General features: G+C 59.5%; 25 protein-coding genes. 12 read left to right on the top strand and 13 right to left on the bottom strand.

The genetic code is table 11. The features are described from left to right. The first annotated feature begins 6 nt into the window (after positions 1–6). A complete protein-coding gene (locus ACVWYU_RS08215) occupies positions 7–1,446 on the top strand; it encodes an efflux transporter outer membrane subunit (RefSeq protein WP_390955268.1) in 1,440 nt (479 codons plus the stop codon). Between the two features lie 97 nt (positions 1,447–1,543). Here ACVWYU_RS08215 and tcuC read toward each other — a convergent pair whose 3' ends face one another. Next, positions 1,544–2,842: an MFS transporter gene (tcuC, locus tag ACVWYU_RS08220; protein WP_390955269.1), complete on the bottom strand. Its 1,299-nt coding sequence runs from the start codon at positions 2,840–2,842 to the stop codon at positions 1,544–1,546. A gap of 326 nt (positions 2,843–3,168) precedes the next feature. On the opposite strand from tcuC, the gene ACVWYU_RS08225 reads away from it, so the two are divergent. After that, complete coding sequence (locus tag ACVWYU_RS08225; RefSeq protein ID WP_457372600.1) at positions 3,169–4,143, top strand: FAD:protein FMN transferase; 975 nt, start codon at positions 3,169–3,171, stop codon at positions 4,141–4,143. Between the two features lie 207 nt (positions 4,144–4,350). Further along, positions 4,351–5,745, top strand: coding sequence for a Si-specific NAD(P)(+) transhydrogenase (gene sthA / locus ACVWYU_RS08230; protein ID WP_007984277.1), 1,395 nt, complete (start codon positions 4,351–4,353; stop codon positions 5,743–5,745). 42 nt (positions 5,746–5,787) lie between these two features. Here the strand turns inward: sthA and ACVWYU_RS08235 are convergent, their stop codons facing one another. Both ACVWYU_RS08235 and ACVWYU_RS08240 read right to left on the bottom strand, forming a co-directional pair. Further along, entirely contained in the window at positions 5,788–6,510 is a 723-nt protein-coding gene (locus ACVWYU_RS08235; protein ID WP_090318588.1) for a glycerophosphodiester phosphodiesterase, read from the bottom strand. A gap of 14 nt (positions 6,511–6,524) precedes the next feature. Further along, entirely contained in the window at positions 6,525–7,106 is a 582-nt protein-coding gene (locus tag ACVWYU_RS08240) for a PilZ domain-containing protein (RefSeq protein ID WP_090318591.1), read from the bottom strand. A 94-nt stretch (positions 7,107–7,200) separates the two neighbouring features. Between ACVWYU_RS08240 and ACVWYU_RS08245 the strand changes: the two genes are divergently transcribed. The 3 genes from ACVWYU_RS08245 to ACVWYU_RS08255 all read left to right on the top strand — a co-directional run bounded on the left by ACVWYU_RS08245 (position 7,201) and on the right by ACVWYU_RS08255 (position 10,453). Then, the gene (locus ACVWYU_RS08245; RefSeq protein ID WP_090318594.1) at positions 7,201–8,451 is read left to right on the top strand and encodes a lipoprotein-releasing ABC transporter permease subunit; all 1,251 of its coding nucleotides are present in this window, start codon (positions 7,201–7,203) and stop codon (positions 8,449–8,451) included. 7 nt (positions 8,452–8,458) lie between these two features. Next, positions 8,459–9,142 (top strand): lipoprotein-releasing ABC transporter ATP-binding protein LolD, encoded by a 684-nt coding sequence (gene lolD, locus ACVWYU_RS08250; protein WP_457372409.1) that lies wholly within the window; start codon positions 8,459–8,461, stop codon positions 9,140–9,142. A 66-nt stretch (positions 9,143–9,208) separates the two neighbouring features. Continuing rightward, positions 9,209–10,453, top strand: coding sequence for a lipoprotein-releasing ABC transporter permease subunit (locus ACVWYU_RS08255; RefSeq protein ID WP_090318600.1), 1,245 nt, complete (start codon positions 9,209–9,211; stop codon positions 10,451–10,453). Positions 10,454–10,574: 121 nt separating this feature from the next. On the opposite strand, the gene ACVWYU_RS08260 is transcribed toward ACVWYU_RS08255, so the two are convergent. Then, positions 10,575–11,924 carry a heavy metal sensor histidine kinase gene (locus tag ACVWYU_RS08260; protein WP_457372410.1) on the bottom strand — a complete coding sequence of 450 codons (1,350 nt, stop codon included), beginning with the start codon at positions 11,922–11,924 and terminating at the stop codon, positions 10,575–10,577. Then, positions 11,924–12,604: a heavy metal response regulator transcription factor gene (locus ACVWYU_RS08265; protein ID WP_090318607.1), complete on the bottom strand. Its 681-nt coding sequence runs from the start codon at positions 12,602–12,604 to the stop codon at positions 11,924–11,926. The genes ACVWYU_RS08260 and ACVWYU_RS08265 overlap by 1 nt, the downstream gene beginning before the upstream one ends. Positions 12,605–12,759: 155 nt before the next feature. On the opposite strand from ACVWYU_RS08265, the gene copI reads away from it, so the two are divergent. Continuing rightward, a complete protein-coding gene (gene copI / locus ACVWYU_RS08270) occupies positions 12,760–13,296 on the top strand; it encodes a copper-resistant cuproprotein CopI (protein ID WP_457372411.1) in 537 nt (178 codons plus the stop codon). Between the two features lie 61 nt (positions 13,297–13,357). Next, the gene (queF, locus tag ACVWYU_RS08275; protein WP_247254151.1) at positions 13,358–14,188 is read left to right on the top strand and encodes an NADPH-dependent 7-cyano-7-deazaguanine reductase QueF; all 831 of its coding nucleotides are present in this window, start codon (positions 13,358–13,360) and stop codon (positions 14,186–14,188) included. A gap of 44 nt (positions 14,189–14,232) precedes the next feature. On the opposite strand, the gene ACVWYU_RS08280 is transcribed toward queF, so the two are convergent. Together ACVWYU_RS08280 and ACVWYU_RS08285 are read right to left on the bottom strand one after the other, a co-directional pair. Next, positions 14,233–14,496: a DUF4404 family protein gene (locus ACVWYU_RS08280; RefSeq protein ID WP_090318615.1), complete on the bottom strand. Its 264-nt coding sequence runs from the start codon at positions 14,494–14,496 to the stop codon at positions 14,233–14,235. Between the two features lie 109 nt (positions 14,497–14,605). Then, positions 14,606–15,226, bottom strand: a complete 621-nt coding sequence (locus tag ACVWYU_RS08285; RefSeq protein ID WP_390955273.1) for an HAD family phosphatase — start codon at positions 15,224–15,226, stop codon at positions 14,606–14,608. Between the two features lie 200 nt (positions 15,227–15,426). On the opposite strand from ACVWYU_RS08285, the gene ACVWYU_RS08290 reads away from it, so the two are divergent. Then, positions 15,427–16,116, top strand: coding sequence for an MlaA family lipoprotein (locus tag ACVWYU_RS08290; RefSeq protein WP_390955274.1), 690 nt, complete (start codon positions 15,427–15,429; stop codon positions 16,114–16,116). A 60-nt stretch (positions 16,117–16,176) separates the two neighbouring features. On the opposite strand, the gene ACVWYU_RS08295 is transcribed toward ACVWYU_RS08290, so the two are convergent. After that, on the bottom strand, positions 16,177–16,476 hold the full coding sequence (locus ACVWYU_RS08295; protein ID WP_090318623.1) for a PilZ domain-containing protein: 300 nt from the start codon (positions 16,474–16,476) through the stop codon (positions 16,177–16,179). A gap of 275 nt (positions 16,477–16,751) precedes the next feature. On the opposite strand from ACVWYU_RS08295, the gene rssB reads away from it, so the two are divergent. Then, positions 16,752–17,933, top strand: coding sequence for a two-component system response regulator RssB (gene rssB / locus ACVWYU_RS08300; RefSeq protein ID WP_090318626.1), 1,182 nt, complete (start codon positions 16,752–16,754; stop codon positions 17,931–17,933). After that, complete coding sequence (gene rssC, locus ACVWYU_RS08305) at positions 17,933–18,415, top strand: anti-sigma factor antagonist RssC (protein ID WP_090318630.1); 483 nt, start codon at positions 17,933–17,935, stop codon at positions 18,413–18,415. Before rssB ends, rssC begins: the two co-directional genes overlap by 1 nt. A gap of 192 nt (positions 18,416–18,607) precedes the next feature. Here the strand turns inward: rssC and tal are convergent, their stop codons facing one another. The 3 genes from tal to ACVWYU_RS08320 form a co-directional block, all read right to left on the bottom strand. Then, complete coding sequence (gene tal / locus ACVWYU_RS08310; protein WP_457372412.1) at positions 18,608–19,534, bottom strand: transaldolase; 927 nt, start codon at positions 19,532–19,534, stop codon at positions 18,608–18,610. A 178-nt stretch (positions 19,535–19,712) separates the two neighbouring features. After that, positions 19,713–20,711 (bottom strand): tRNA dihydrouridine(20/20a) synthase DusA, encoded by a 999-nt coding sequence (gene dusA / locus ACVWYU_RS08315; RefSeq protein ID WP_457372413.1) that lies wholly within the window; start codon positions 20,709–20,711, stop codon positions 19,713–19,715. A gap of 100 nt (positions 20,712–20,811) precedes the next feature. Next, the gene (locus tag ACVWYU_RS08320) at positions 20,812–21,081 is read right to left on the bottom strand and encodes a short-chain dehydrogenase (RefSeq protein WP_457372414.1); all 270 of its coding nucleotides are present in this window, start codon (positions 21,079–21,081) and stop codon (positions 20,812–20,814) included. 470 nt (positions 21,082–21,551) lie between these two features. Here ACVWYU_RS08320 and ACVWYU_RS08325 point away from each other — a divergent pair, with 470 nt between their 5' ends. Then, positions 21,552–21,776, top strand: coding sequence for a hypothetical protein (locus ACVWYU_RS08325; protein ID WP_457372415.1), 225 nt, complete (start codon positions 21,552–21,554; stop codon positions 21,774–21,776). 166 nt (positions 21,777–21,942) lie between these two features. Here ACVWYU_RS08325 and ACVWYU_RS08330 read toward each other — a convergent pair whose 3' ends face one another. After that, positions 21,943–22,707 (bottom strand): transporter substrate-binding domain-containing protein, encoded by a 765-nt coding sequence (locus ACVWYU_RS08330; protein ID WP_457372601.1) that lies wholly within the window; start codon positions 22,705–22,707, stop codon positions 21,943–21,945. Between the two features lie 203 nt (positions 22,708–22,910). Continuing rightward, entirely contained in the window at positions 22,911–23,309 is a 399-nt protein-coding gene (locus tag ACVWYU_RS08335) for a hypothetical protein (protein WP_457372416.1), read from the bottom strand. Positions 23,310–23,354: the final 45 nt, after the last annotated feature.

Below are 23,354 nucleotides of genomic sequence, written 5' to 3' on the forward strand. Positions count from 1 at the left end.
CGCGCCATGAACCGTTGCTTATCCACGTCTTGCTTCATGTCTTTGCTGTTGCTCGGTGGTTGTTCGCTGGAACCGACCTACGAAAAACCCGATGCTCCGATCGACCAACAATGGCCGGCGAACACCGCTGGTGAATGTTGCGCCGGCAAGCAGGCGTTCGACAAAGACTGGCGCGGTTTCGTGGTCGATGACCGACTGCGCCAGTTGATCGAAATGGCCCTGGTCAACAACCGCAGCTTGCGCCAATTCGCGGCGAGCGTCGAAGTCGCACGGGCCGGCTATGACAGTGCCGAGTCGGGGCTTTTTCCTACCATCGGCATCGACACTTATGCCGGGCGCAGCAAGCTGCCGCCGCTGGTGCGCACGCCTGGCGGGGGCGCCACGGCCGGCAGTATCGCCAATACCTTTCAGGCCACCGCGGGTTTTACGTCTTACGAGTTGGACTTTTTCGGCCGCCTGCGCAGCCAACGCAATGCGGCGGGGGCGCGCTTCGAGGCGTCCGAGGCGGACTATCAAACGGCGCGGCTGGCGCTGATCGGCGAAGTCGCCAGCACCTGGTTGAGCCTGAAGGCCAATCAGCATTTGCTGGATCTCGCGCAAAACACCTACCAATCCCAGGACCGCTACGGCCAGCTGTTGCGCAAGAGTTATAACCTGGGTTCCAGCGCCCGGATCGATGTGCATCAGGCCGACGCACAAACCAACACAGCGGCGGTGCAGGTCAACACTTACCGCATGCAGGTGGCACAGAACCTTAATGCACTGCGGGTGCTGGTGGGGCAGCCGGTGCCAGAGGGGCTGCTGCCCACGGGGCCGCTCGGTGAGCGGATGGCCACACTGGATGTGCCGGCGGGATTACCCTCGGCACTGGTTGAGCGTCGGCCGGACATCATGTCAGCCGAGGCTCAATTGCGTGCCGCCAATGCGGATATCGGCGCGGCACGCACGGCGTACTTCCCGACCTTTTCCCTGACGTCGGCACTGGGCAGTCTGAGCGGGGATTTTTCCCGCTTGCTCAGTGGGCCGGCCGAGTTCTGGTCGGTGGCGCTGGCGGGCTCGTTGCCGTTGATCGACGGTGGCGGGCGACGGGCGCAAGTGGACGCCAGTCATGCGCGTTTCGACGGTCAGTCAGCGGCTTATGAGGCCACGGTTCAGAACGCTTTTCGCGAAGCCGCCGATGCCTTGAATGCCCGGCAGGAAATGCTCACGCAGGTGGAGTTCCAGAAAAAACTGGTGGGGGATTACCAGGAAGCCTATCGGCAATCGCGCCTGCGTTTCGAAGCAGGCATGGACAGCTATTTCTCCACCATGGATGCCCAGCGTTCGTTGTTTGATGCGCAGCAGAAGTGGGCACAGCTGGAGCTGGCACGGGAGATCAACCAGGTGACGTTGTACAAGGCGCTGGGAGGCGGGTGGAGTCAGTCGTTGAAGATGGCGGATCGGTGAGGTGATTTGAGGGCCTTTTCGCGAGCAGGCTCGCTCCCACAGGTTTTGTGGTGTTCACAAATTCTGTGGGAGCGGGCTTGCCCGCGATATCGATCGGTCAGGCGCCGCCAGCCACTGACGCGCGTGCCGTGCGCAGTTCATGCTTGTTGCCGCGGAACAGTACCAGTGTCGCGATCAACCCCAGTACCGCTGCGGCACTGAGCCAGATCCCGGGTGCTGCTTTGTTGTCCAGGACATGAATCAGGTAAGTGCACGCCGCCGGAGTAAAACCGCCGAAAGTCGCCGTCGCCAGGCTGTAGGCCAGGGAGAAGCCGGTTGTACGAACTTCCACCGGCATGATCTCGGTCAGGGCCACCACCATGGCGCCGTTGTACGAACCATAGAGGAACGACAACCAGAGTTCGACGATCAGCAGATGGCTGAAGCTCGGGTTCGCCACCAGCCACGACAGTGCCGGGTAGGCAGTGAGAATCGCCAGAATCGTCGCCGCCAGCAGTAGGGGTTTGCGTCCGATCTTGTCCGACACCGAACCCATCACCGGCAACCAGAAGAAGTTCGAGAGGCCGATGCACACGGTGACCAGCAAGGCATCCATGTCCGACAGGTGCAGTTCGGCTTTACCGAAAGTCGGGGTGTAGGCGGTGATCAGGTAGAACGACACGGTGGTCATGACCACCAGCGCCATGCCGGCGATGACGATGCCGAAATTCTGACTGATCGAGCGGACAATATCGCGAAGGGAAGGGCGATGCTTGCGGGCCTGGAACTCGGGTGTTTCTTCCAGCGAACGACGAATCACGAAGATCACCGGTACGATCATGCAACCGATCAGGAACGGTACGCGCCAGCCCCAATCACCCATTTGTTCCGGACTGAGCCAGTGGTTCAAGCCAACACCCAGCAGGCCGGCGAATACCACCGCGGCTTGCTGGCTGGCGGACTGCCAACTGACGAAGAACCCTTTGCGGCCTGGCGTGGAAATTTCCGCCAGGTACACCGACACACCACCCAGTTCCACCCCCGCCGAGAAGCCTTGCAGCAGTCGACCGAACAGCACGACCAGCGGCGCGGCGACACCGAGGGTCGCGTAGCCCGGCACGCAAGCGATCAATATCGTACCGGCGGCCATCAAGGCCAAGGTGATGATCAGCCCCTTGCGACGGCCATGGCGGTCGATATAGGCACCGAGAAAAATCGCCCCTAACGGGCGCATCAGGAAACCGGCCCCGAAAGTGGCCAGCGAGAGCATCAGGGAAGCGAAGGCGCTATCGGCAGGGAAGAAGGTTTTGGCAATGGCCGTGGCGTAGAAGCCATAGACCATAAAGTCGAACATCTCGAGGAAATTACCGCTGACAACGCGAAAAATCGCCTTGCCTTTGCCCGTATTAGAGGACATTAGAACGTACTCGCTGTTGGCTGTCTTATTGGAAATCCATGATTTGGAAACGTCCTTCCTGTCGCTGGGATGGCTGGGCACCTTCGGCGAGCATTTGTAACAATATGTGTGGATATATGGATAGGCAACCATTAATTAGCTTGCTGCTTAAACGTTTTTGCCATTACACGCTTCCAATGGCGCACTGGAGCGAATTAAGTGGGACACACAGCGCAAAAATGTCGGGGCCTGTCGCATAATCGCTGGCCTTGGCGTTGTGCCATGGACTGTCGGAGATCCTGGGTTTGTTGAATGGGCGGCTATGTGGTCTTGTGACTCTGATCGTCATGTTGTCCGCCTGTGGCAACGGCGACTCCATGGAAAGCTTTGGCGGTCCGACCATGGGCAGCACGTATTCGATCAAGTACGTGCGGCGTGCCGGACTTCCGGCACCGGCAGATGTCCGTGTCGAAGTGGAAAAAATCCTCACTGAAATCGACCGGCAAATGTCGACCTACCGCAGCGATTCGGATATCTCGCGCTTCAACGACTTGCCCGCCAATCGCTGTCAGAAAATGCCCGCGTCCATCCTCAAATTGATCCGCGTGGGTGAACAACTGTCGGAGCAAAGCGAAGGCTCCTACGACCTGACGGTGGAACCGCTGCTCAATCTTTGGGGGTTTGGCCCACAGGGGCGCGAGGAAAAAGTCCCGGCTGAACAGGCATTGGCGCAGGCGCGACAGCGAGTCGGTTATCAGCACCTGCGCATCGAGGGTGATCAGCTGTGCAAGGACGCTGCAGTCGAGGTTGATTTCAACAGCATTGCCGCCGGTTACGCGGTCGATACGATCGCTGCAAGACTCGAAGCGCTGGGCATCCACGACTACCTGGCCGAAGCCACTGGCGAACTCAAGGCCGCGGGCAAGAAGCTTGACGGTTCGCCGTGGCACATCGCCCTGGAAGAACCGCGCGATGATCAACAGGTGGCCGAACGTATCGTCGCCGTCGACGGTTTAGGCTTGTCCACCTCCGGCGACTACCGAAATTATTTCGAGCAGGATGGCCGGCGCTATTCCCACACCTTCGATGCCCGCACCGGTACACCGATCACACACGCCCTGGCCTCCGTCACGGTAATTCATCCTTCTGCGTTGATGGCCGATGGCTTATCGACGCTGCTGCTCATTCTTGGTCCGGAGCGCGGTTGGGATTACGCGGAAAAACACGATATCGGCGCATTTTTTGTGATTCGTGCCGATACAGGTTTCGTCACACGCACCAGTCACGCTTTTGAGCGCGTCACGGGCGGGAAAACCAAATGATCACGGCGTTTCAAGCGCCGAAGACTGGCTTTGTAGTGCAGGCAAAACTAGCCTACGACGCGACCAAGGGTTAATGTGCGCGGCGTTGACGCTTCTATAGACTGTGTCCGGGTTCTGCACTGGCCCCAAATTGTTCCTTCATGCCACAGATTGGCGTGATTTAGCCGCAGGTGCCGATGGCGCCACGGCCTGTTCTGAGGAGTACGCATGGCTGTCTACAACTACGACGTGGTGGTGTTGGGTTCCGGCCCGGCGGGGGAAGGCGCGGCAATGAACGCCGCCAAAGCAGGGCGCAAGGTGGCGATGGTCGATAGCCGTCGCCAGGTCGGCGGCAACTGCACTCACTTGGGCACCATCCCGTCCAAGGCACTGCGTCACTCGGTCCGGCAGATCATGCAGTTCAACACCAACCCGATGTTCCGGGCCATTGGTGAGCCGCGTTGGTTCTCGTTCCCGGACGTGCTGAAAAGCGCCGAAAAAGTCATCTCCAAACAAGTCGCCTCGCGCACCGGCTACTACGCCCGCAACCGTGTCGACGTGTTCTTCGGCACCGGCAGCTTCGCCGACGAGCAAACCATCGAAGTGGTCTGCGCCAACGGCGTGGTCGAAAAACTGGTGGCCAAGCACATCATCATTGCCACCGGCTCGCGTCCGTATCGCCCGGCCGACATCGATTTCCATCACCCGCGTATCTACGATAGCGACACCATCCTCAGCCTCGGCCACACCCCGCGCAAACTGATCGTTTACGGCGCCGGCGTGATCGGTTGCGAATACGCATCGATTTTCAGTGGTCTGGGTGTACTGGTCGAGCTGGTGGACAACCGTGGTCAGTTGCTGAGCTTCCTCGACTCGGAAATTTCCCAGGCGTTGAGCTACCACTTCAGCAACAACAACATCACGGTCCGCCACAACGAAGACTACGACCGCGTCGAAGGCGTGGACAACGGCGTGATCCTGCATCTGAAGTCCGGCAAGAAAATCAAGGCCGACGCCTTGCTCTGGTGCAACGGCCGTACCGGCAACACCGATCAGCTCGGTCTGGAAAACATCGGCGTCAAGGTCAACAGCCGTGGCCAGATCGAAGTCGACGAGGCGTACCGCACCTGCGTGCCGAACATCTACGGCGCCGGTGACGTGATCGGCTGGCCGAGCCTGGCCAGTGCCGCCCACGACCAGGGCCGTTCGGCCGCTGGCAGCATCGTCGACAACGGCAGCTGGCGCTTCGTCAATGACGTACCGACCGGGATCTACACCATTCCGGAGATCAGTTCGATCGGCAAGAACGAGCAAGAGCTGACCCAGGCCAAGGTGCCGTACGAAGTGGGCAAGGCGTTCTTCAAAAGCATGGCGCGTGCGCAGATCGCCGGCGAGCCGCAAGGCATGCTGAAGATCCTGTTCCACCGCGAAACCCTGGAAGTGCTGGGCGTGCACTGCTTCGGTTATCAGGCGTCGGAGATCGTGCACATCGGTCAGGCGATCATGAACCAGCCGGGTGAACTCAATACCCTGAAGTATTTCGTCAACACCACGTTCAACTACCCGACCATGGCCGAAGCCTATCGGGTAGCGGCGTACGACGGCCTCAACCGGCTTTTTTGAGCGGCTCCGGCCGGTGGCCTGAGCCGGCCGGGGAGACCGATTTCAGCAATTCTCGAGCGTGGCGATGGCCAAACCGGGAAAGTCTGTAATCAGGCTGTCAACGCCGAAGTCAGCGAGTCTGCGCATCAGCGCGGGCTCGTTGACGGTCCACACCGACACATGCAGGCCCTGACGCTGCGCCTTTTCCAGGCGCTCCGGCGTGCACAGGGTCCAGTTCAGCGCCAAAATCTCGCAGCCATAGCTTGCCGCGACCTTAAGCGGGTCCAGCCAGGCGTACTCGGCCACCAGTCCGCGGGATACGTCCGGCACCAGGTCCAGCGCCGCTTTCAGCACTTCCCGTGAACTGGAAGTGATCGTCACCTTGTCCATCAGGCCATGCCGTTGCGCCATTTCCCGAATCGCCAGCACGGTGGTCGCGGCGCGGGTGCGCGAGGCGCTTTTGACTTCCAGTTGCCAGTGATCGAAATCGCATTGCTCGAACAGCGAATCCAGGGTCGGAATCGGGCACGGCTTGATCCAGCCGGGGCCGCCCTTGCGCGCGTCGTAGGTCACCAGCTCCGCCGCCGTGTGCTCGACCACCTTGCCGCGCCGGTCGGTGGTGCGCTTGAGGGTCGGGTCGTGGATGACCATCAGTTCGCCGTCCATGGACAGGTGCAGGTCCAGTTCGCAGCGACGCACGCCGTGCTTGAGACATTCCTGAAAGCTGGTCAGGGTGTTTTCCGGTGCTTCGCCCTTGGCGCCGCGATGGCCGTAGATGAGGGTCACGGTTCTTCCTTAAATTAATTGCCTGATTCGAGTTGTTCGCGGGCCAGGCGTCGTTCCTGGGCCTGCTTTTGCAAGATGTAGCGTGCCAGCAGTTGCCGCTGCGCGTCGGTCGGGTGTTCGAATTCGGTGCCGACGTCGTAGCCGTCGCCCTTGCGGTCGCAATGGGTGACGCGAGCGCGCAGCAACAGACCGAGGGCTTGCGGCATCAGCACCAGTTTGACCGACAGGTGTGCCCCGGGATCAATGGGCGTGGGATGCTGGAAGTCGATTCCGCCTTCGGAGATGATCACTGGCTGCGGTTCGCCGATCTGCCCCAGCACGGTGATGGCGATCACCTGGCTCAGCAAATCGATGCGTTTGTTCTGGGATTTCAGGAACGCCGAGAGGTTGCGGTCACGCTCGCTGATCTGGCGCAACAGGTGCTGTGACTCGAATTCGCTCAGGTGCAGTTCGCTGAGCACGTTGAAGAGTGGGGAAGCATCTTGCAACACTTCCTGGCCTGCAGCTTCGGGAGCGGACAGGGGCCGAATTTCCAGTGCGATCGTGTCCTCGATACGGTAGTATTCGCGGCGATCTTCTTCATCTAATGTCGACATGGCGAACCCATGGTAGCGGCGGTGGTCTGAGTGTAAAGCTGGTTATCGACCCCCGCCACAAGGACGTTCCTTTTCCCTCCGAACAAGCCCCGACATGTTCAGACCTCTCTTCGTATTTATCGGCACGCGTTATACCCGTGCAAAGCGTCGCAATCATTTTGTGTCATTCATTTCCCTGACCTCGATGATCGGGCTCGCCCTTGGCGTGGTCGTGATGATCGTGGTGCTGTCGGTCATGAACGGCTTCGATCATGAGATGCGCACCCGCGTGCTGGGCATGGTGCCCCACGCGACCATCGAGTCCGGCGAGCCGATCAGCGATTGGCAAAGCCTCGCCACCAAGGTCCGGCAGAACCCGCAGGTGACGGCCGTTGCGCCGTTCACCCAGATGCAGGGATTGCTGACCAACAACGGCAAGGTCTCGAAAGTCCTGCTCAATGCCATCGACCCGGCGCAAGAACGCCAGGTGTCGATCATTGATAACTTCATGCAGCAGGGCAAACTCGACGATCTGGTGCCCGGCGAGTTCGGCATCGTCATCGGCGACAAGGCGGCGGCCAAGCTCGGCGCGGCGATCGGCGACAAGCTGACCTTCGTGGCGCCGGAAGTCACCGTCACCCCCGCCGGGATGTTCCCACGCATGAAGCGTTTCACCGTGGTCGGCATCTTCCATGTCGGCGCCGGCGAGCTCGACGGTTACCTGGGCATCACAAACCTGCAGGACCTGGCGCGGTTGCATCGCTGGAAGCCGGACCAGGTCCAGGGCTTGCGGCTGAAGTTCGACGACCTGTTCCAGGCGCCGCGCACGGCGTGGAGCATCGCCCGCGAGCTTGGCGAAGACCGTTACTACGCCCGAGACTGGACCCGCACCCACGGCAACCTGTATCAGGCGATCCGCATGGAAAAAGCCATGATCGGCCTGCTGTTGCTGCTGATCGTCGCCGTGGCCGCGTTCAACATCATTTCCACGCTGGTGATGGTGGTGAACGACAAGAAGGGTGACATCGCGATTCTGCGTACCCTCGGCGCCACGCCTGGCACGATCATGCGCACGTTCATGGTGCAGGGCACGGTGATTGGCGTGGTCGGTACGGCCATCGGCGCCGTGGTCGGGATCTTCGCCGCGCTGAACGTCAGCGCCGCGATTTCGGCGCTGGAAGGCCTGATCGGGCACAAGTTCCTCAACGCCGACGTGTACTTCATCGATTACCTGCCGTCGCAGGTGCAGAGCCAGGATGTAGTGATGGTCTGCGCCGCCGCGTTGGTCCTGAGTTTCCTCGCCACCCTGTATCCAGCCTGGCGTGCCGCGCGCACCCAGCCTGCGGAGGCGCTACGTTATGAGTGAGTCGGGCATGAGTGATAAAGCAATCTTGAGCTGCCGCAACCTGGGCAAATCCTACGAGGAAGGCCCGGAGTCGGTTGAGGTGCTGGCCGGGCTGCAGCTGGAGCTGCATCCGGGCGAGCGCGTGGCGATTGTCGGCAAATCGGGTTCGGGCAAAAGTACTTTGCTCAATTTGCTGGGCGGCCTCGATACGCCAACTCAGGGCAGTGTCTGGCTCGACGGCGAAGAACTCTCGGCGCTGAGCGAGAAGAAGCGTGGCTTGCTGCGTAACCGCGTGCTCGGCTTCGTGTACCAGTTCCACCACTTGCTGCCTGAATTCACCGCGCTGGAAAACGTCTGCATGCCGCTGCTGATCGGCAAGACTGCGATCCCGGAGGCGCGCAAGCGTGCAACGGCGTTGCTGGAGCGGGTGGGGCTGGGTCATCGCCTGGAGCACAAGCCGGCCGAGTTGTCCGGTGGTGAACGCCAGCGGGTGGCCATCGCCCGCGCCCTGGTGAACAACCCGGGCCTGGTGATGCTCGACGAGCCGACCGGCAACCTCGATTCGCACACCGCCGAAGGGATTCAGGATTTGATGCTGGAACTCAGCACCTCGATGCGCACGGCGTTCCTGGTGGTGACCCACGACATGAACCTGGCCCGCCAGATGGATCGCGTCCTGCAATTGCAGGAAGGCTGTCTGACGCCTATCTGATTGGCTGAAACCCGGCGGGACTGAAAAGCACGTCGGGTCTTTTATTTTTATACGGTGCCCCAGCGAATGTTCAGACCGTTATCGATCTTTATCGGCACGCGCTATACCCGCGCCAAGCGCCGCAATCGCTTTGTTTCCTTCATCTCGATGACCTCGATGATCGGCCTCGCCCTGGGCGTGCTGGCGATGATCGTGGTGTTGTCGGTGATGAACGGTTTCCAGCGCGAAATGAGCTCGCGCATCCTCGGCATGGTGCCGCACGCCACCATCGTCGGTGTAAACCCTATCGATGATTGGCAACCCGTGGCCGCTGCTGCGATGAAAAACCCCGAAGTCACGGCCGCCGTACCGTTCACGGAGATGGAAGGCATGCTGTCCTACAAGGGCACGATGCAGCCGATCCAGGTCAGCGGCGTTGATCCGGCGCTGGAAGGCCAGGTGTCGATCGTCGCCAAGCACATCGTCCAGGGAAGCCTCGAAGCCTTGAAGCCGGGTGAGTTCGGCGTGGTGATCGGCGAAATCACCGCGCGGCGCTTCCGTTTGAACGTGGGCGACAAGATCACCCTGATCGTGCCGGAGGTGAGCAATGCACCGGGTGGCATCACGCCGCGCATGCAGCGTTTGAACGTGGTCGGTGTGTTCAAGGTAGGCGCCGAGCTCGACGGCACGATGGCATTGATCCACATGGCCGATGCCGCGCAAATGCAGCATTGGGCGCCGAATCAGGTACAGAGCGTGCGCCTGGCGGTGAAGGATCTGTACGCCGCGCCACAGGTGTCGAGCGACATCGCCACGGGGCTGGGCACGGCCTACAAGGCTGACGACTGGACCCACACCCAGGGCAGCCTGTTCAGTGCGATGAAGATGGAAAAAACCATGATCGGCCTGCTGTTGCTGATGATCGTCGCGGTGGCGGCGTTCAACATCATCGCCACCCTGATCATGGTGGTGAACGACAAGGGCGCAGACATCGCGATCCTGCGCACCATCGGCGCCACGCCGCGTCAGATCATGGCGATCTTCATGGTGCAGGGCACGGTGATCGGGATTGTCGGCACCCTGATCGGTGGCGTACTCGGCGTGATCGCCGCGTTGAACGTCAGTGAAATGGTGGGCTGGATCGAGCGGGTCAGCGGACAGCACATCTTCAGTTCCGACGTGTATTTCGTCAGCAACCTGCCGTCCGAGTTGCAGGGCGGTGATGTTCTGTTGATCTGCTCGGCGGGGTTCGTTCTGAGCTTCCTGGCAACGGTATACCCGGCATGGCGTGCGGCGAAGATTGAGCCGGCTCACGCTCTACGCTATTCGTAAGCAGTTACACCGCCATCGCGAGCAAGCTCGCTCCCACAGGGGCTGCGTCGTAAACAGATTATGTGAGTGCAAAAAAACGGTGGGAGCGAGCTTGCTCGCGATGAGGCCAGACCTGCTGGCCTCAATCTCCCTTCGGCAACTCGATCACAAACCGCGTCCAGCCGTTTTCCGATTCGCAATGAATCTTCCCGCCATGGGCGCGGACAATCGACTCGGTGATCGCCAATCCCAATCCCGCATGTTCACTGCTTCCTTCATGGCGCGCCGGATCGGCCCGATAGAAGCGATCGAACAGGCGCGGCAACAAATCTTCGGAAATCTCGGCCCCACTGTTTTCCACCGTCAGTTTCAAGCCTTTGGGTTGATCGACAATCTGCACCCGAACGTCGCCACCGGCCGGGGTAAACCGCAGCGCATTGTCCAGCAAGTTGGACAGCGCCCGGCGCAACATGCTGCGATCGCCCTCCAGGTGCCCGCCACCGACTCGGCTTAACGTCACCCGGGCGTCCTCGGCCAGCGGTGCGAAAAACTCCAGCAACATATCGGCTTCTTGCGCCAGTTCCAGCGGCTCGCGCTTGGGCATCAACAATCCGTGGTCGGCTTTCGCCAGGTACAACATGTCGTTGACCAATTGCGCCATCCATTGCAGTTCTTCGAGGTTGCTGTGCAGCGCTTCGCGGTAGTCCTCGATGGGGCGAGGGCGGGTGAGGGTGACTTGGGTGTGGGTCAGCAGGTTCGACAGTGGTGTGCGCAGTTCATGGGCGATGTCGGCGGAGAACGCCGAAAGCCGTTGAAAGGAGTCGTCGAGGCGTCCGAGCATGGCGTTGAAGCTGTGGGCCATTTCCGCCAGTTCTGGCGGCATGCGCTCTTCCGGCAGGCGGGCGTTGAGCGAGTGCGCTGAAACACCGCTGGCTATCGCGCTCATGCGTCGCAGCGGTCGCAACCCGCTGCGTGCTGCCCAGGCGCCGAGCAGGGCAGTGGCCAGGGCCGACAGGCCGACGGTCAGCCAGATCAAGTGCTGCATGCGTTGCAGGAAGTGCTGGTGATGGGTGATGTCCAGCAGCAGGGTCAGTTGCGGCGAATCGGGCTTGCCTTCAAACAAGGGCGCGTTCAGCACGCGGTAGTCGGTGCCGTCATCGTTGACGGTCGACAACCCCGGTTGTTGCGGAAGCTGATCGGGCAGACTCGCCGAGCTGTCATACCAGCGCCGACCGTCGCTGCCGGTGATGCGCAGTGAGAGATCGGCCTGGCGGCTCAATTCATCGGCCAGTTTGATTTCGCTTTCACGCGACTGAATGTCTTGCAGCGCCCGCCGCAGGCCAATCAGCTTGCCGTCGAGCAACTGCTGATCGAGCTCAACAAAGTGCGCCTCGCTGGCACGGCTGAACAGCACCCCGGCGAACAGCGACACCACCGCCGTACACGCCGCGAACAATAGTGCCAGGCGACTGCTCAGTGAAAGTCGCGGCATCAGGCTGGACGCTCTTCGAGCACGTAACCCATGCCGCGCACGGTGTGGATCAGTTTGTTGGGGAAGTCATCGTCGATTTTCAGGCGCAGGCGGCGGATAGCGACTTCGATGACGTTGGTGTCACTGTCGAAATTCATGTCCCAGACCTGGGAGGCGATCAGTGATTTTGGCAGCACTTCGCCCTGGCGGCGCAGGAGCATTTCCAGCAAGGCGAATTCCTTGGCGGTCAGGTCGATGCGTTGGCCGCCGCGTTCGACCCGACGGCGGATCAGGTCCAGGCGCAGGTCGGCCAGTTGCAGGCTGGTTTCCTGAGGTGTCGCGCTGCCACGACGCAACAGGCTACGAACCCGAGCGAGCAGTTCGGAAAAGGCGAAGGGCTTGACCAGGTAGTCATCGGCGCCGAGTTCGAGGCCGTGAACCCGGTCTTCTACAGCATCTCGTGCGGTCAGAAACAAAACCGGCGTATCCAGGCCCGCATTGCGTACGGCCTGGAGAATTTGCCAGCCATCGCGACCGGGCAGCATCACATCGAGAATCAGCAGCGCGTAATCGCCGCTCAACGCCATCTGCTGGCCGGTGCTGCCATCGGCCACCAGTTCGGTGTTGAAGCCGGCCTCGCTCAGGCCCTGGCGCAAGTAGTGGCCGGTTTTCGGTTGGTCTTCGACGATCAGCAGTTTCATGGGCGACTCGGGCTAAATGGAACGACAGCTTTATACCGTGGGTGGCGACGCGGCAGGCCAAGCTGACAAAGTTGTAATCTGGCTGTCAGGTTGTGGGCAGCGGTAGCAGTCTAGAGTTTTCCACAGGCTGAACCTTATCTTGTTGGAGTACGACCATGTTTTTTCGCAAATCTGTGGCATTGGCCGCTTGTGTGTTGGCGCTGAGCTCACCGGTGTGGGCGGCGCCTGCGAGCACTTATGATTTCGGCCAACCGGCACCGGCGTCCACGGCGACCCGCACCGTCGAGGTGGTGATGGCCGACATGTCGTTTACTCCCAAGGCCATCGATATCAAGGCCGGGGAGACCATTCGCTTTGTCCTGGTGAATAAAGGTCAATTACTGCACGAGTTCAACCTCGGTGACGCGGCGATGCATGCCCAACACCAGCAGGAAATGTTGCAGATGCAGCAAAGCGGCATGATGACGCCTACGGGCATGATGGGCATGGATCACGGTTCGATGGCCGGAATGGATCACGCCTCACAAGGGCATACGATGAAGCACGACGATCCCAACAGTGTACTGGTCGAACCGGGTAAGACCGCCGAGCTGACCTGGACCTTCAGCAAAGCCGCCAACCTGGAATTTGCCTGCAACGTCCCCGGCCATTACCAGGCCGGCATGGTAGGCAAATTGACAGTCAGTCAGTAAGCACTCAAAGGCGGGAGCAAAGGCTGATAGAATCCGCTGATTCTTCAGTCAGGTTTCCGCCATGCATCCCGCAGCCGAACACTCGCCGCTGGGCAAATCCAGCGAATACATCGCCACTTACACGCCGTCCTTGCTGTTCCCGATTCCGCGTACCGCGAAGTGGGCCGAGCTGGGTTTGACGGCTGAAACCCTGCCGTACAAGGGCGTGGACTTCTGGAACTGCTTTGAACTGTCGTGGCTGTTGCCGTCCGGCAAGCCGGTGGTGGCCATCGCTGAGTTCAGCATTCCGGCAGATTCGCCGAACATCATCGAGTCGAAGTCGTTCAAGCTGTACCTCAATTCCCTGAACCAGACCCCGTTCGCCGATACCGCGAGCCTTGAGGCGACGCTGGTCAAAGACCTGTCCGCCGCAGCCGGCAAACCGGTCGGCGTGCGTATTCGCAGCCTGAAAGATGTCGAGGCCGAAGGTGTCGTGGCGTTGCCCGGTGTGTGTATCGATGAGCTGGATATCAGTGTCAGCAACTACGAGCATCCGCGTCCGGAACTGTTGCGTTGCGACGAGACCCGAATAGTCGAAGAAAGCGTGCACAGTCATTTGCTCAAGTCCAATTGTCCAGTCACCAGTCAGCCGGACTGGGGCAGCGTGGCGGTGGAGTACCGTGGCGCGGCACTGGATCATGCGAGCTTGCTGGAGTACATCGTCAGCTTCCGTCAGCACTCGGACTTCCACGAACAATGCGTCGAGCGCATCTTCCTTGACCTGCAGCGCTTGCTGAAGCCGGAGAAGTTGACGGTTTATGCGCGTTACGTTCGTCGTGGCGGACTGGATATCAATCCGTATCGCAGTACTGAAGAAGTGCAGTTGCCGAACCATCGTCTGGTTCGTCAATGAATCCCTGATGTGGGAGCGAGCAAGCTCGCTCCCACAAGGTTTTTTCAGATCCCCATGTTACCCAGGGCTTGCGCGATGTTGCGCAGGGTGCCGGCCAGGGTCGGGTGTTCGAGTTCGAAGCGTTCCACCGCCAGATTGACGCCGTCGGCGAGGTTGACATCCTTGGTCTTGGTTTCGAGTTCAAGTTCAAGCTGGATCTGTTGCATCAGCGCGTGCAGGTCTTCGCGCTCGGCTTCTGTCAGCGGAGGATTCTGTTCCAATTGCTCGCGCAGGGCATTGAGCTGTTCTTGCAGTTCGCGGGCAGGCATGGCGTTCTTCCTTTTATCGATAGGCACTGGCATAGACCGCGAGGGCGCGCCAAAGGTCTATGGCTGACCTTTAGATTAATCCACTCGCGCCTAACCTGCATGATCTCGATCAGGGCTTTTCGCCTTTGAGCCGGCGCAGGCTGATATCGGCCAGGCAGGTGCCGAGCTCGCCCAAGTGATCGATCACCGAATGCACGCCCAGGGCGAAGAGCTGCATTGTGGCCTTGCCGCGTTTGAGGTCCCGTTCCTGAGGTGTCAACGCCTGCCATTCGGTGGGTGACATGCCGCAAAGCGACCCGCAAGACGCCAGGCCAATCGTCCACAAGCCGGCATTGAGCCCCGCTTGCAGCAAGCGCGGTTCACCGCTGACCAGCACGCAGCCATCCAGCCTTTCGACGTTCAGCGCCATCAACGCTTGCCAGCAGGCATGCGGCGCCGGCCAAGGATTGATTGTTGCGGGGTGTTGCGAAGGTTTGATCCATTCCGGCAGGGCGGCGGCCAGGGGATGGCTGAGGGCGGAGGGCAATTCATCGAGCCAGGCGCAAGGAATTTGCAGATGCTGCAAACTGCGCAGGCTCTCCAGGGCGCCGGGCGTGGCCTCGGCGTGCTCGGCCGCATGACCGCCGTTCAGGCGCGCACGGGCACCGAAATCCACCAGGCAGCCACTGAGGCCGAACAGCACGGCGGTGAGGCTTGGCGCAGGTTGAGGCGAGGTTTCAGCGTGCGGCATGTCAACGTCCCTGAAATAGCCTCGAGGCTAGGCGACGACGGTGACAGTTGAGTGACATGGATGTGAATGGCCACAATCGATGCGAAATCATCTGCGGTCCGACTGGCCCGATGCTGCCTAAAACAGCCTTTCCATCTTATACTAACGCTCTTTGCGCCGGGCCAATGCGCCCGGTGACCGTACAATCCAAGGAGTTTTCTATGCGCTGGAGCAATCATCTCGCTCAGCTTTGTGTGTGCGCCAGCGCGTTGCTGGTACCGTTCGTTGCCCAGGCAGCTTCGGAAGACGACCCTTGGGAAAGCATCAACCGTCCGATCTACAAATTCAACGATGTGCTCGATACCTACGCGCTGAAGCCTTTGGCCAAGGGCTACCAGTATGTGACGCCGCAGTTTGTCGAAGACGGCATTCATAACTTCTTCCAGAACATCGGTGATGTGCGCAACCTGGCCAACGACCTGTTGCAAGCCAAGCCGGCCGCCGCCGGTGTCGACACGGCGCGGCTGATTTTCAACACCACCTTCGGCGTGTTGGGTTTCATCGATGTCGGCACCAAGATGGGCTTGCATCGCAATGATGAAGACTTCGGCCAGACGCTCGGTTATTGGGGCGTAGGCAGTGGTCCTTACGTGATGCTGCCCTTCTTCGGTCCAAGCACCTTGCGTGATGCGCCGTCGAAATTCATCGACACCTACACCGGCGCTTACCGCTATGTGAACGACGTGCCGGTGCGTAACTCGTTCTACGCGCTGGATGTCACCGACACCCGTGCCAACCTGCTGTCGAGCGAGAAGTTGATCACTGGCGACAAATACATCTTCATCCGTAACGCGTACTTGCAGAACCGCGAATTCAAGGTCAAGGACGGTCATGTCGAAGATGATTTTTAAATCCTGACCGATCAAACAAAAAAGCGGCCTGTTTCGGCCGCTTTTTTGTCTGGAGAGCCGTTACTTCATCTTTAAGATTGTAAGGCCGAGTTTCTGACTTCCAGCGTCCTGTTCCTTCACCCACACCACTTCGGTATCGGCTTCGAGCCCCTTCAGCGCGGCGTGGTCGGATTCGATACGCACACTGAGTCGGTCTCCTACCTTGAAAGAACGCGGTGCCTGTAGCTGCATGCCACTGCTGGAAAGGTCGATGCAGACGGCTGGCACCTCATCTCCCTCATGAATCAGCGACACATCGGCATCGACCCGCATGCGGATGTAATCGCGCTTTTCGCTGTAGTCTCGACGGGTTTGACTCATGGGCTTGATCCTTCCATTGGGTTACGGTTTTGACGGTTCTTATAACTCCCGGTGATTTGACAAGTGTAGACGTCAAGCGACCATCGGCGTGAGCTTGAAACGCCTCGCGGATGGGAGTACCGTCTGCGCCTTAGAAGGGCACCTCTGGTGTACATGTGTGTAGGGCGAATGCTCGAAAACGGTGCGACAGAGAGGCTAGAAAGCGAATCCAGTAGTTTGAGCCGGGCCAAAACCCGAGCCGCTACGCCAACCTAATTCTGGCGCCGTTTGCCCACATGCCAAAAACCAGTGCCACGCTGCTGATAATCGATGATGACGAAGTAGTGCGCGCGAGCCTCGCCGCCTATTTGGAAGACAGTGGTTTCAGCGTCTTGCAGGCCAGCAATGGCCAGCAGGGTCTTCAGGTATTCGAGCAAGACAAGCCCGACTTGGTCATCTGCGATCTGCGCATGCCGCAGATGGGCGGGCTCGAACTCATCCGCCAAGTGACCGAGCTGGCGCCGCAAACACCGGTGATCGTGGTGTCGGGTGCCGGTGTGATGAACGACGCGGTCGAAGCGTTGCGCCTGGGCGCAGCGGATTACCTGATCAAGCCTCTCGAAGATCTGGCTGTGCTCGAGCACTCTGTGCGTCGGGCCCTGGATCGTGCGCGCCTGCTGCTGGAAAACCAGCGCTACCGCGAGAAGCTGGAAAAGGCCAACCGTGAGCTCGCCGCCAGCCTGAACCTGCTCCAGGAAGACCAGAACGCCGGTCGCCAGGTGCAGATGAACATGCTGCCGGTCAGCCCCTGGACCATCGACGAGTTCAAGTTTGCTCACCAGATCATCCCGTCGCTGTACCTGTCGGGTGATTTCGTTGACTATTTCCGCGTCGACGAGCGCCGGGTGGCGTTCTACCTGGCGGACGTTTCCGGGCATGGCGCCTCTTCGGCCTTCGTCACCGTGCTGTTGAAGTTCATGACCACGCGCCTGCTGTTCGAGTCCAAGCGCAGCGGTACATTGCCGGAATTCAAGCCTTCAGAGGTTCTTGGTCATATCAACCGGGGCCTGATCAGTTGTAAGCTGGGCAAACACGTCACAATGGTCGGTGGAGTCATCGACGAGGAGACAGGTTTGTTGACCTATAGCATCGGTGGTCATTTGCCGTTGCCAGTGTTGTACACACCCGACAGTGTTCGTTATCTGGAAGGACGTGGCCTGCCGGTGGGCCTCTTCAACGAAGCCACCTACGAAGACCACGTGCTGGAACTGCCGCCGACCTTCAGCTTGACGCTGATGTCTGATGGCATTCTGGACCTTTTGCCAGAACCCACACTCAAAGAAAAAGAAGCTGCGTTGCCCCAACGGGTCAAGGCGGCGGGCGGCAGCCTGGATGGTCTGCGGCAGGTTTTTGGATTGGCCACGCTAGGGGAGATGCCGGATGATATCGCCCTGTTGGTGTTGAGCAGGAATCTTTAATGAGTACCGGTAGAATCCAGTTCGCCGAGCAGGACGGCACCTTCGTCCTCAAGTTCGTCGGTGAAGTTCGCCTGACCCTGTGTTCGGCGTTGGATGCGACTATTGATCGGATCTTCACGGCGTTGAATTTCAACACCATCGTGATCGACCTGACTGAAACCCGCAGCATCGACAGCACCACCCTTGGCCTTCTGGCCAAGCTGTCGATTCTCTCGCGGCAAAAGGTCGGCCTGCTGCCGACCGTCGTCACCACCCACGAAGACATCACCCGTCTGCTGCAGTCCATGGGCTTCGAGCAAGTGTTCAACATCGTTGACCAGCCCGTGCCATGCCCGGAGTGCCTGGACGACCTGCCTGATCAGGATCAGTCCGAAGAAGTGGTGCGAATCAAAGTGCTTGAAGCGCACAAGATCCTCATGGGGCTCAACGACCATAACCGTGAAGCGTTCCATGACCTGGTGAATGCGCTGGAGCGGCATTGAACCCTTGACCGGCAGCTGCCAGTAAGGGCGCCAATCGCCTGTGTTGATCAGATCAAACTCCCGTAGGAGCTGGCTTGCCAGCGAAGGCTTCCGCTCAGTCACTGCATAACTGGCGCGAAGCCAACCCAGCCAGACAGGCACAAAAAAGGGCGAACCCAGCGGTTCGCCCTTTTTTACGTGCGCTGAACTAGATCACAGCTTGGCTTGCAGCAACGCCTCGAGTTTTTCCTGATCGCGGGCGAACTGACGAATACCCTCAGCCAGTTTCTCGGTCGCCATCGCATCTTCGTTGGACAACCAGCGGAACTGCGCTTCATTCAGGCTCAAGCGTGCTTCACCGGCATGCCCCGGCGCCAGCTTGCGCTCCAGCTTGCCGCTATCCGCCGCCAGCTTGTCGATCAGGTCCGGGCTGATGGTCAGGCGGTCGCAACCGGCCAGTTGTTCGATCTGGCCCAGGTTACGGAAGCTTGCGCCCATCACGACGGTTTTGTAGTCGTTAGCCTTGTAGTAGTTGTAGATACGCGTCACCGACTGCACGCCCGGATCGTCCGCGCCGGTGTAGTCGTTGCCGTTGGCTTTCTTGTACCAGTCGTAGATACGGCCCACGAACGGCGAAATCAGGAACACCCCGGCGTCAGCGCAAGCGGCTGCCTGGGCGAAGGAGAACAGCAGGGTCAGGTTGGTCTGGATGCCTTCCTTCTCCAGGATCTCCGCCGCGCGGATGCCTTCCCAGGTGGAGGCGATCTTGATCAGCACGCGGTCGCGGCCGATGCCGGCTTTTTCGTACAGCTCGATCAGACGGTGCGCACGCTTTAATACGGCGTCAGTGTCGAACGACAGGCGCGCATCCACTTCAGTGGAAATACGCCCCGGAATCACTTTCAGAATTTCTTGCCCCACCGCAACGCCAAACCGGTCGCTGGCCAGGCCGACATCGCCCTTGCAGTCGTTGACGCAAGCATTCAGCAATTCGGCATAAGCAGGAATCGCCGCCGCCTTGAGCAGCAGGGAAGGGTTGGTGGTGGCGTCTACCGGTTTAACCCGAGCGATTGCTTCGAAGTCGCCGGTGTCGGCAACGACGGTGGTCATTTGTTTGAGTTGTTCCAGCTTGGAAGTCATGGGCGTGCTCTGTCCTATGGGTCTGATGACATTACCCGAGCGCTGACAGCCACTCAAGGGCGCGTACGTGTATCGACGGCCCCGGTGGCAACAACCTGAAAACGGCTGTTTGAAAGGCGGGGCGCGGTATCGGTAAATACGATGCCAAAACAGACCACAGGTTCAAAGCAACCGACCGTCAGCGCCCTTCAAGCAACGCTGCCGCCTGATCCAGCAACGCCAGCGGGTCTTTGGCCTTGTGGATATCCACCGACAGCAATTGCCGGAATTTGCGCGCCCCCGGAAATCCGGTACCCAGGCCCAGCACATGGCGGGTGATGTGGTGCATCGAACCGCCGGCATCAATGTGCGCAGCGATATATGGCCGCAATTGCGCCAACGCCTCGGCGCGAGTGATCACCGGAGCCGTACTGCCGAACAACTGCTGGTCCACCTCGGCCATCAGATACGGGTTGTGATACGCCTCACGACCCAGCATCACACCGTCGAATGTCTGCAAATGCTCGTGACAGGCTTCCAGTGACTTGATCCCGCCGTTGAGAATGATCTCCAGCTCCGGAAAATCCGCCTTCAGCTGCGCCGCCACGTCATAACGCAGGGGCGGAATGTCGCGGTTCTCCTTCGGCGACAACCCCTCCAGAATCGCAATCCGCGCATGCACAGTAAAACTGGTGCACCCGGCATCCCGAACCGTCCCCACGAAATCGCACAACTCCTCGTAACTGTCGCGCCCATTGATGCCGATGCGATGCTTCACCGTCACCGGAATCGACACCGCATCCCGCATCGCCTTCACACAATCCGCCACCAACTGCGGATGCCCCATCAGGCACGCACCGATCATGTTGTTCTGCACCCGATCACTCGGGCAGCCGACATTCAGGTTCACCTCGTCGTAGCCATGGTCCTGGGCCATGCGGGCACAGGCGGCCAGATCCAGCGGAACGCTGCCACCGAGTTGAAGCGCGAGTGGATGTTCGGCTTCGTTATGGCGCAGGAAACGCTCGTGATCACCATTGAGCAGAGCACCGGTAGTGACCATTTCGGTGTAGAGGAGGGCGTTTTTTGAGAGTAGGCGCAGGAAGAAACGGCAGTGGCGGTCGGTCCAATCCATCATCGGGGCGACGGAAAAGCGGCGGGAAAGCGGGGCGGGGGTCGGTGCGGTCATCAGGGGCATTGGCGTTCTGGGATGGGTGAGGCTGAGGGGGTGTGAGTTTATCAGGAATGGAAGTGGAGAGGGCCGAAGGGGCGTCCGGGGAGGGCGCCCCTTTTTTGCGTCAGGCCGGTTCAGCATCCATACGTCGTGCAATGACATCCAGCACATCGCAACCATCACGCAACGGAATGCTGCACAGTAACGCGAAGTCGCTGAGGATGACCGAGTCGGTACTGATTTCGCCGCGCATGGCGAGGTTTTCGAGAACCTGAGTCACGGCTCCGATTCTATATCTGGCCGTGGTGAGCAGTGAGTGCAAGGGTTGTGTGGTGTTCACAAATAGCGAGGGAAGGTCATCGGCATTGCTGGTTAAAGCCATGTACTCATTCATAAGCGAAGCTCCATTAGTTTGAATGAGCTATCACTCAATCGTCGCCAAACGAGAGGGTGGTAGCCGTACGCGGGTTGGCGAACCGGGCAATGGAGAAACCGGCAGACCCTTGGGTCTCCCGCGCACAGCCACCATAAAACAGGTAGCTAAGTGCGTTCCGAAGCGCTCCGAAATGGTCGGAGGCTCCAGTTCAATTGCCATCGAGTCGCCAAACCCGACACGCCATTTGGGCGCTGGACGGACTATAGGCCTCGTGACAAAAACGCAGCAATGGCGGAGTGTACGGACAATTCCTATCGTCGTGTAGGACGTGGCTCTTTTTGAGAGATTGCCTCGTTCCTCAGAAAATACGCCGTACCTGAACCAACGCTGTAACCAACAAAAGTTTCATAATTCTCGGCACGCCACCGGCCTAGGATGAACGGACAAGACCAAGCCACCGCTTACCCACCCCACAGGAACCGGAAAAAATGATCTCAAACCTCTTCAAAGTCTCGCTCATCGCCGGTGCTTTGCTGTTGAGTGCCTGTTCGGGTGTGACGACGTCTCATGAGAACTATTCGGCCGAATTCGTGCCGTCCGCTGGCTTTGGTCCGGGGCCTACCAATAGCAATCCCAACAAGATGAGTTTTCATGGCAATGCGCTGAGCAATAGCTTCGGCGAGTACAGCTCGGGTTTGCTGCACGACGACTGAGTTTGATCGCGTGCTGACCCGTCAGGGGTTGGAATGTGTTGTACCTCTGTAGAAGCCTGCTGCTGTCATTTGCGTGGGCGATCGATATCGTTGTTGACGGTTAAATCGCCTTCGCCGGCAAGCCGGCTCCTACAGTTGGTTTTTTTTCCGTGGCAGGTATGACGCATTACTTCGCGTCAGGCACCGCCAGCCACTGCCGCAGAATCTTCTGATAATTGCCTGTTGCCTTGGCCAGGTGCAGCCACTGATCGACGTATAACTTCCAGGTCATGTCGTCTCGGGGTAGCAGGTAGGCTTTTTCGCCGTATTGCATGTATTGCGTCGGGTTGACCGCGCACAGTCCCGGTTTGAGTTTCTGCTGGTACAGCGCTTCCGAGGCGTCGGTGATCATCACGTCAGCCTTCTTGTCCAGCAGCTCCTGGAAAATGCTCACGTTGTCGTGCAGTTGCAGTTGTGCCTTGGGAAGTAGGGCGTGAACGAAGGCTTCGTTGGTGCCGCCCGCAGGTTCGACCAGGCGAACCGAGGGTTGGTTGATCTGCTCGAGGGTCTGGTACTGGGCCTGATCTTCGCAGCGCACCAGCGGGATTTTGCCGTCGACGTCCAGCATGGTGCTGAAGAAAGCCTTTTTCTGCCGCTCGAGAGTGACCGAGATGCCACCCATGCCAATGTCGCATTTACCGGCGAGCATGTCCGGCATGAGGGTTTTCCAGGCGGTGGGCACCCACTCGACCTTGACGCCAAGGCTGTCGGCCAGGGTGCGGGCCATGGCGATGTCGATCCCGGCGTATTCGCCGTCTTCGCCTTTGGAGGTATAGGGTTTGTAGTCGCCCGTCGTGCAGACGCGCAGTTGGCCTTGCTGGATGACGCTGTCCAGGTGTGAGGTGCCTTCCGCCGACGCACCAAGGGAGAGAGCGAGCAGGCCGCTGAGCATCATCGCGCTTTGCAGGATTTTCATTTTTTCGGGCTTTTGTGAGGGTTTGAAGAGGCCTGAGTGTAGCGAATCGGTTTCTCGGCTGCCGCTGGCAACAAAAAAGGGCGTTCCAACTCTGTGGAACGCCCTTTTTTCGAGTTTGTTGTGACAGCAATTATTTGAGCCGCCGCCTCCCGCTTGTTCTCCTCGTCACGATGGCACGGCTATTGGTCCAGTGGCTGCTTCATCATGCTTGATTGCTGATCCATCATTTTTTGCATCAAGTCCATCATCTGGTCTGAGTGGCCCATGCCACCGGCCATCCCTTTTCCCATTCCCATCCCCATGCCTGGGCACTGGCCTTGCATCATGCCAATGCCACCCCTCATCGCATTCATGCCTTCCTGCATGGCGATCCGACGTTCGGCCGGGGTTTTGGCGGCGGCCATTTTTTCGTGGGCGGCCTGCATTTTTTGCAACTGCTCGCTCCACGCTTTGTCCTGTGCGGTGGTGGTGGCCGGTGCGGTTGGCGAGGTGTTGGCGGGCTGTTCATCTGCGGCCAAAGCGATCAATGGGCTGCTGAGGAGCAGCGCGGCAACGAGTGATATGAAATGCTTGTGCATGGCCGTGTACTCAAACTGGGGATGTGTTTTGAGCTTAACCCCCAG

This window comes from Pseudomonas sp. TE12234 (assembly GCF_054061835.1).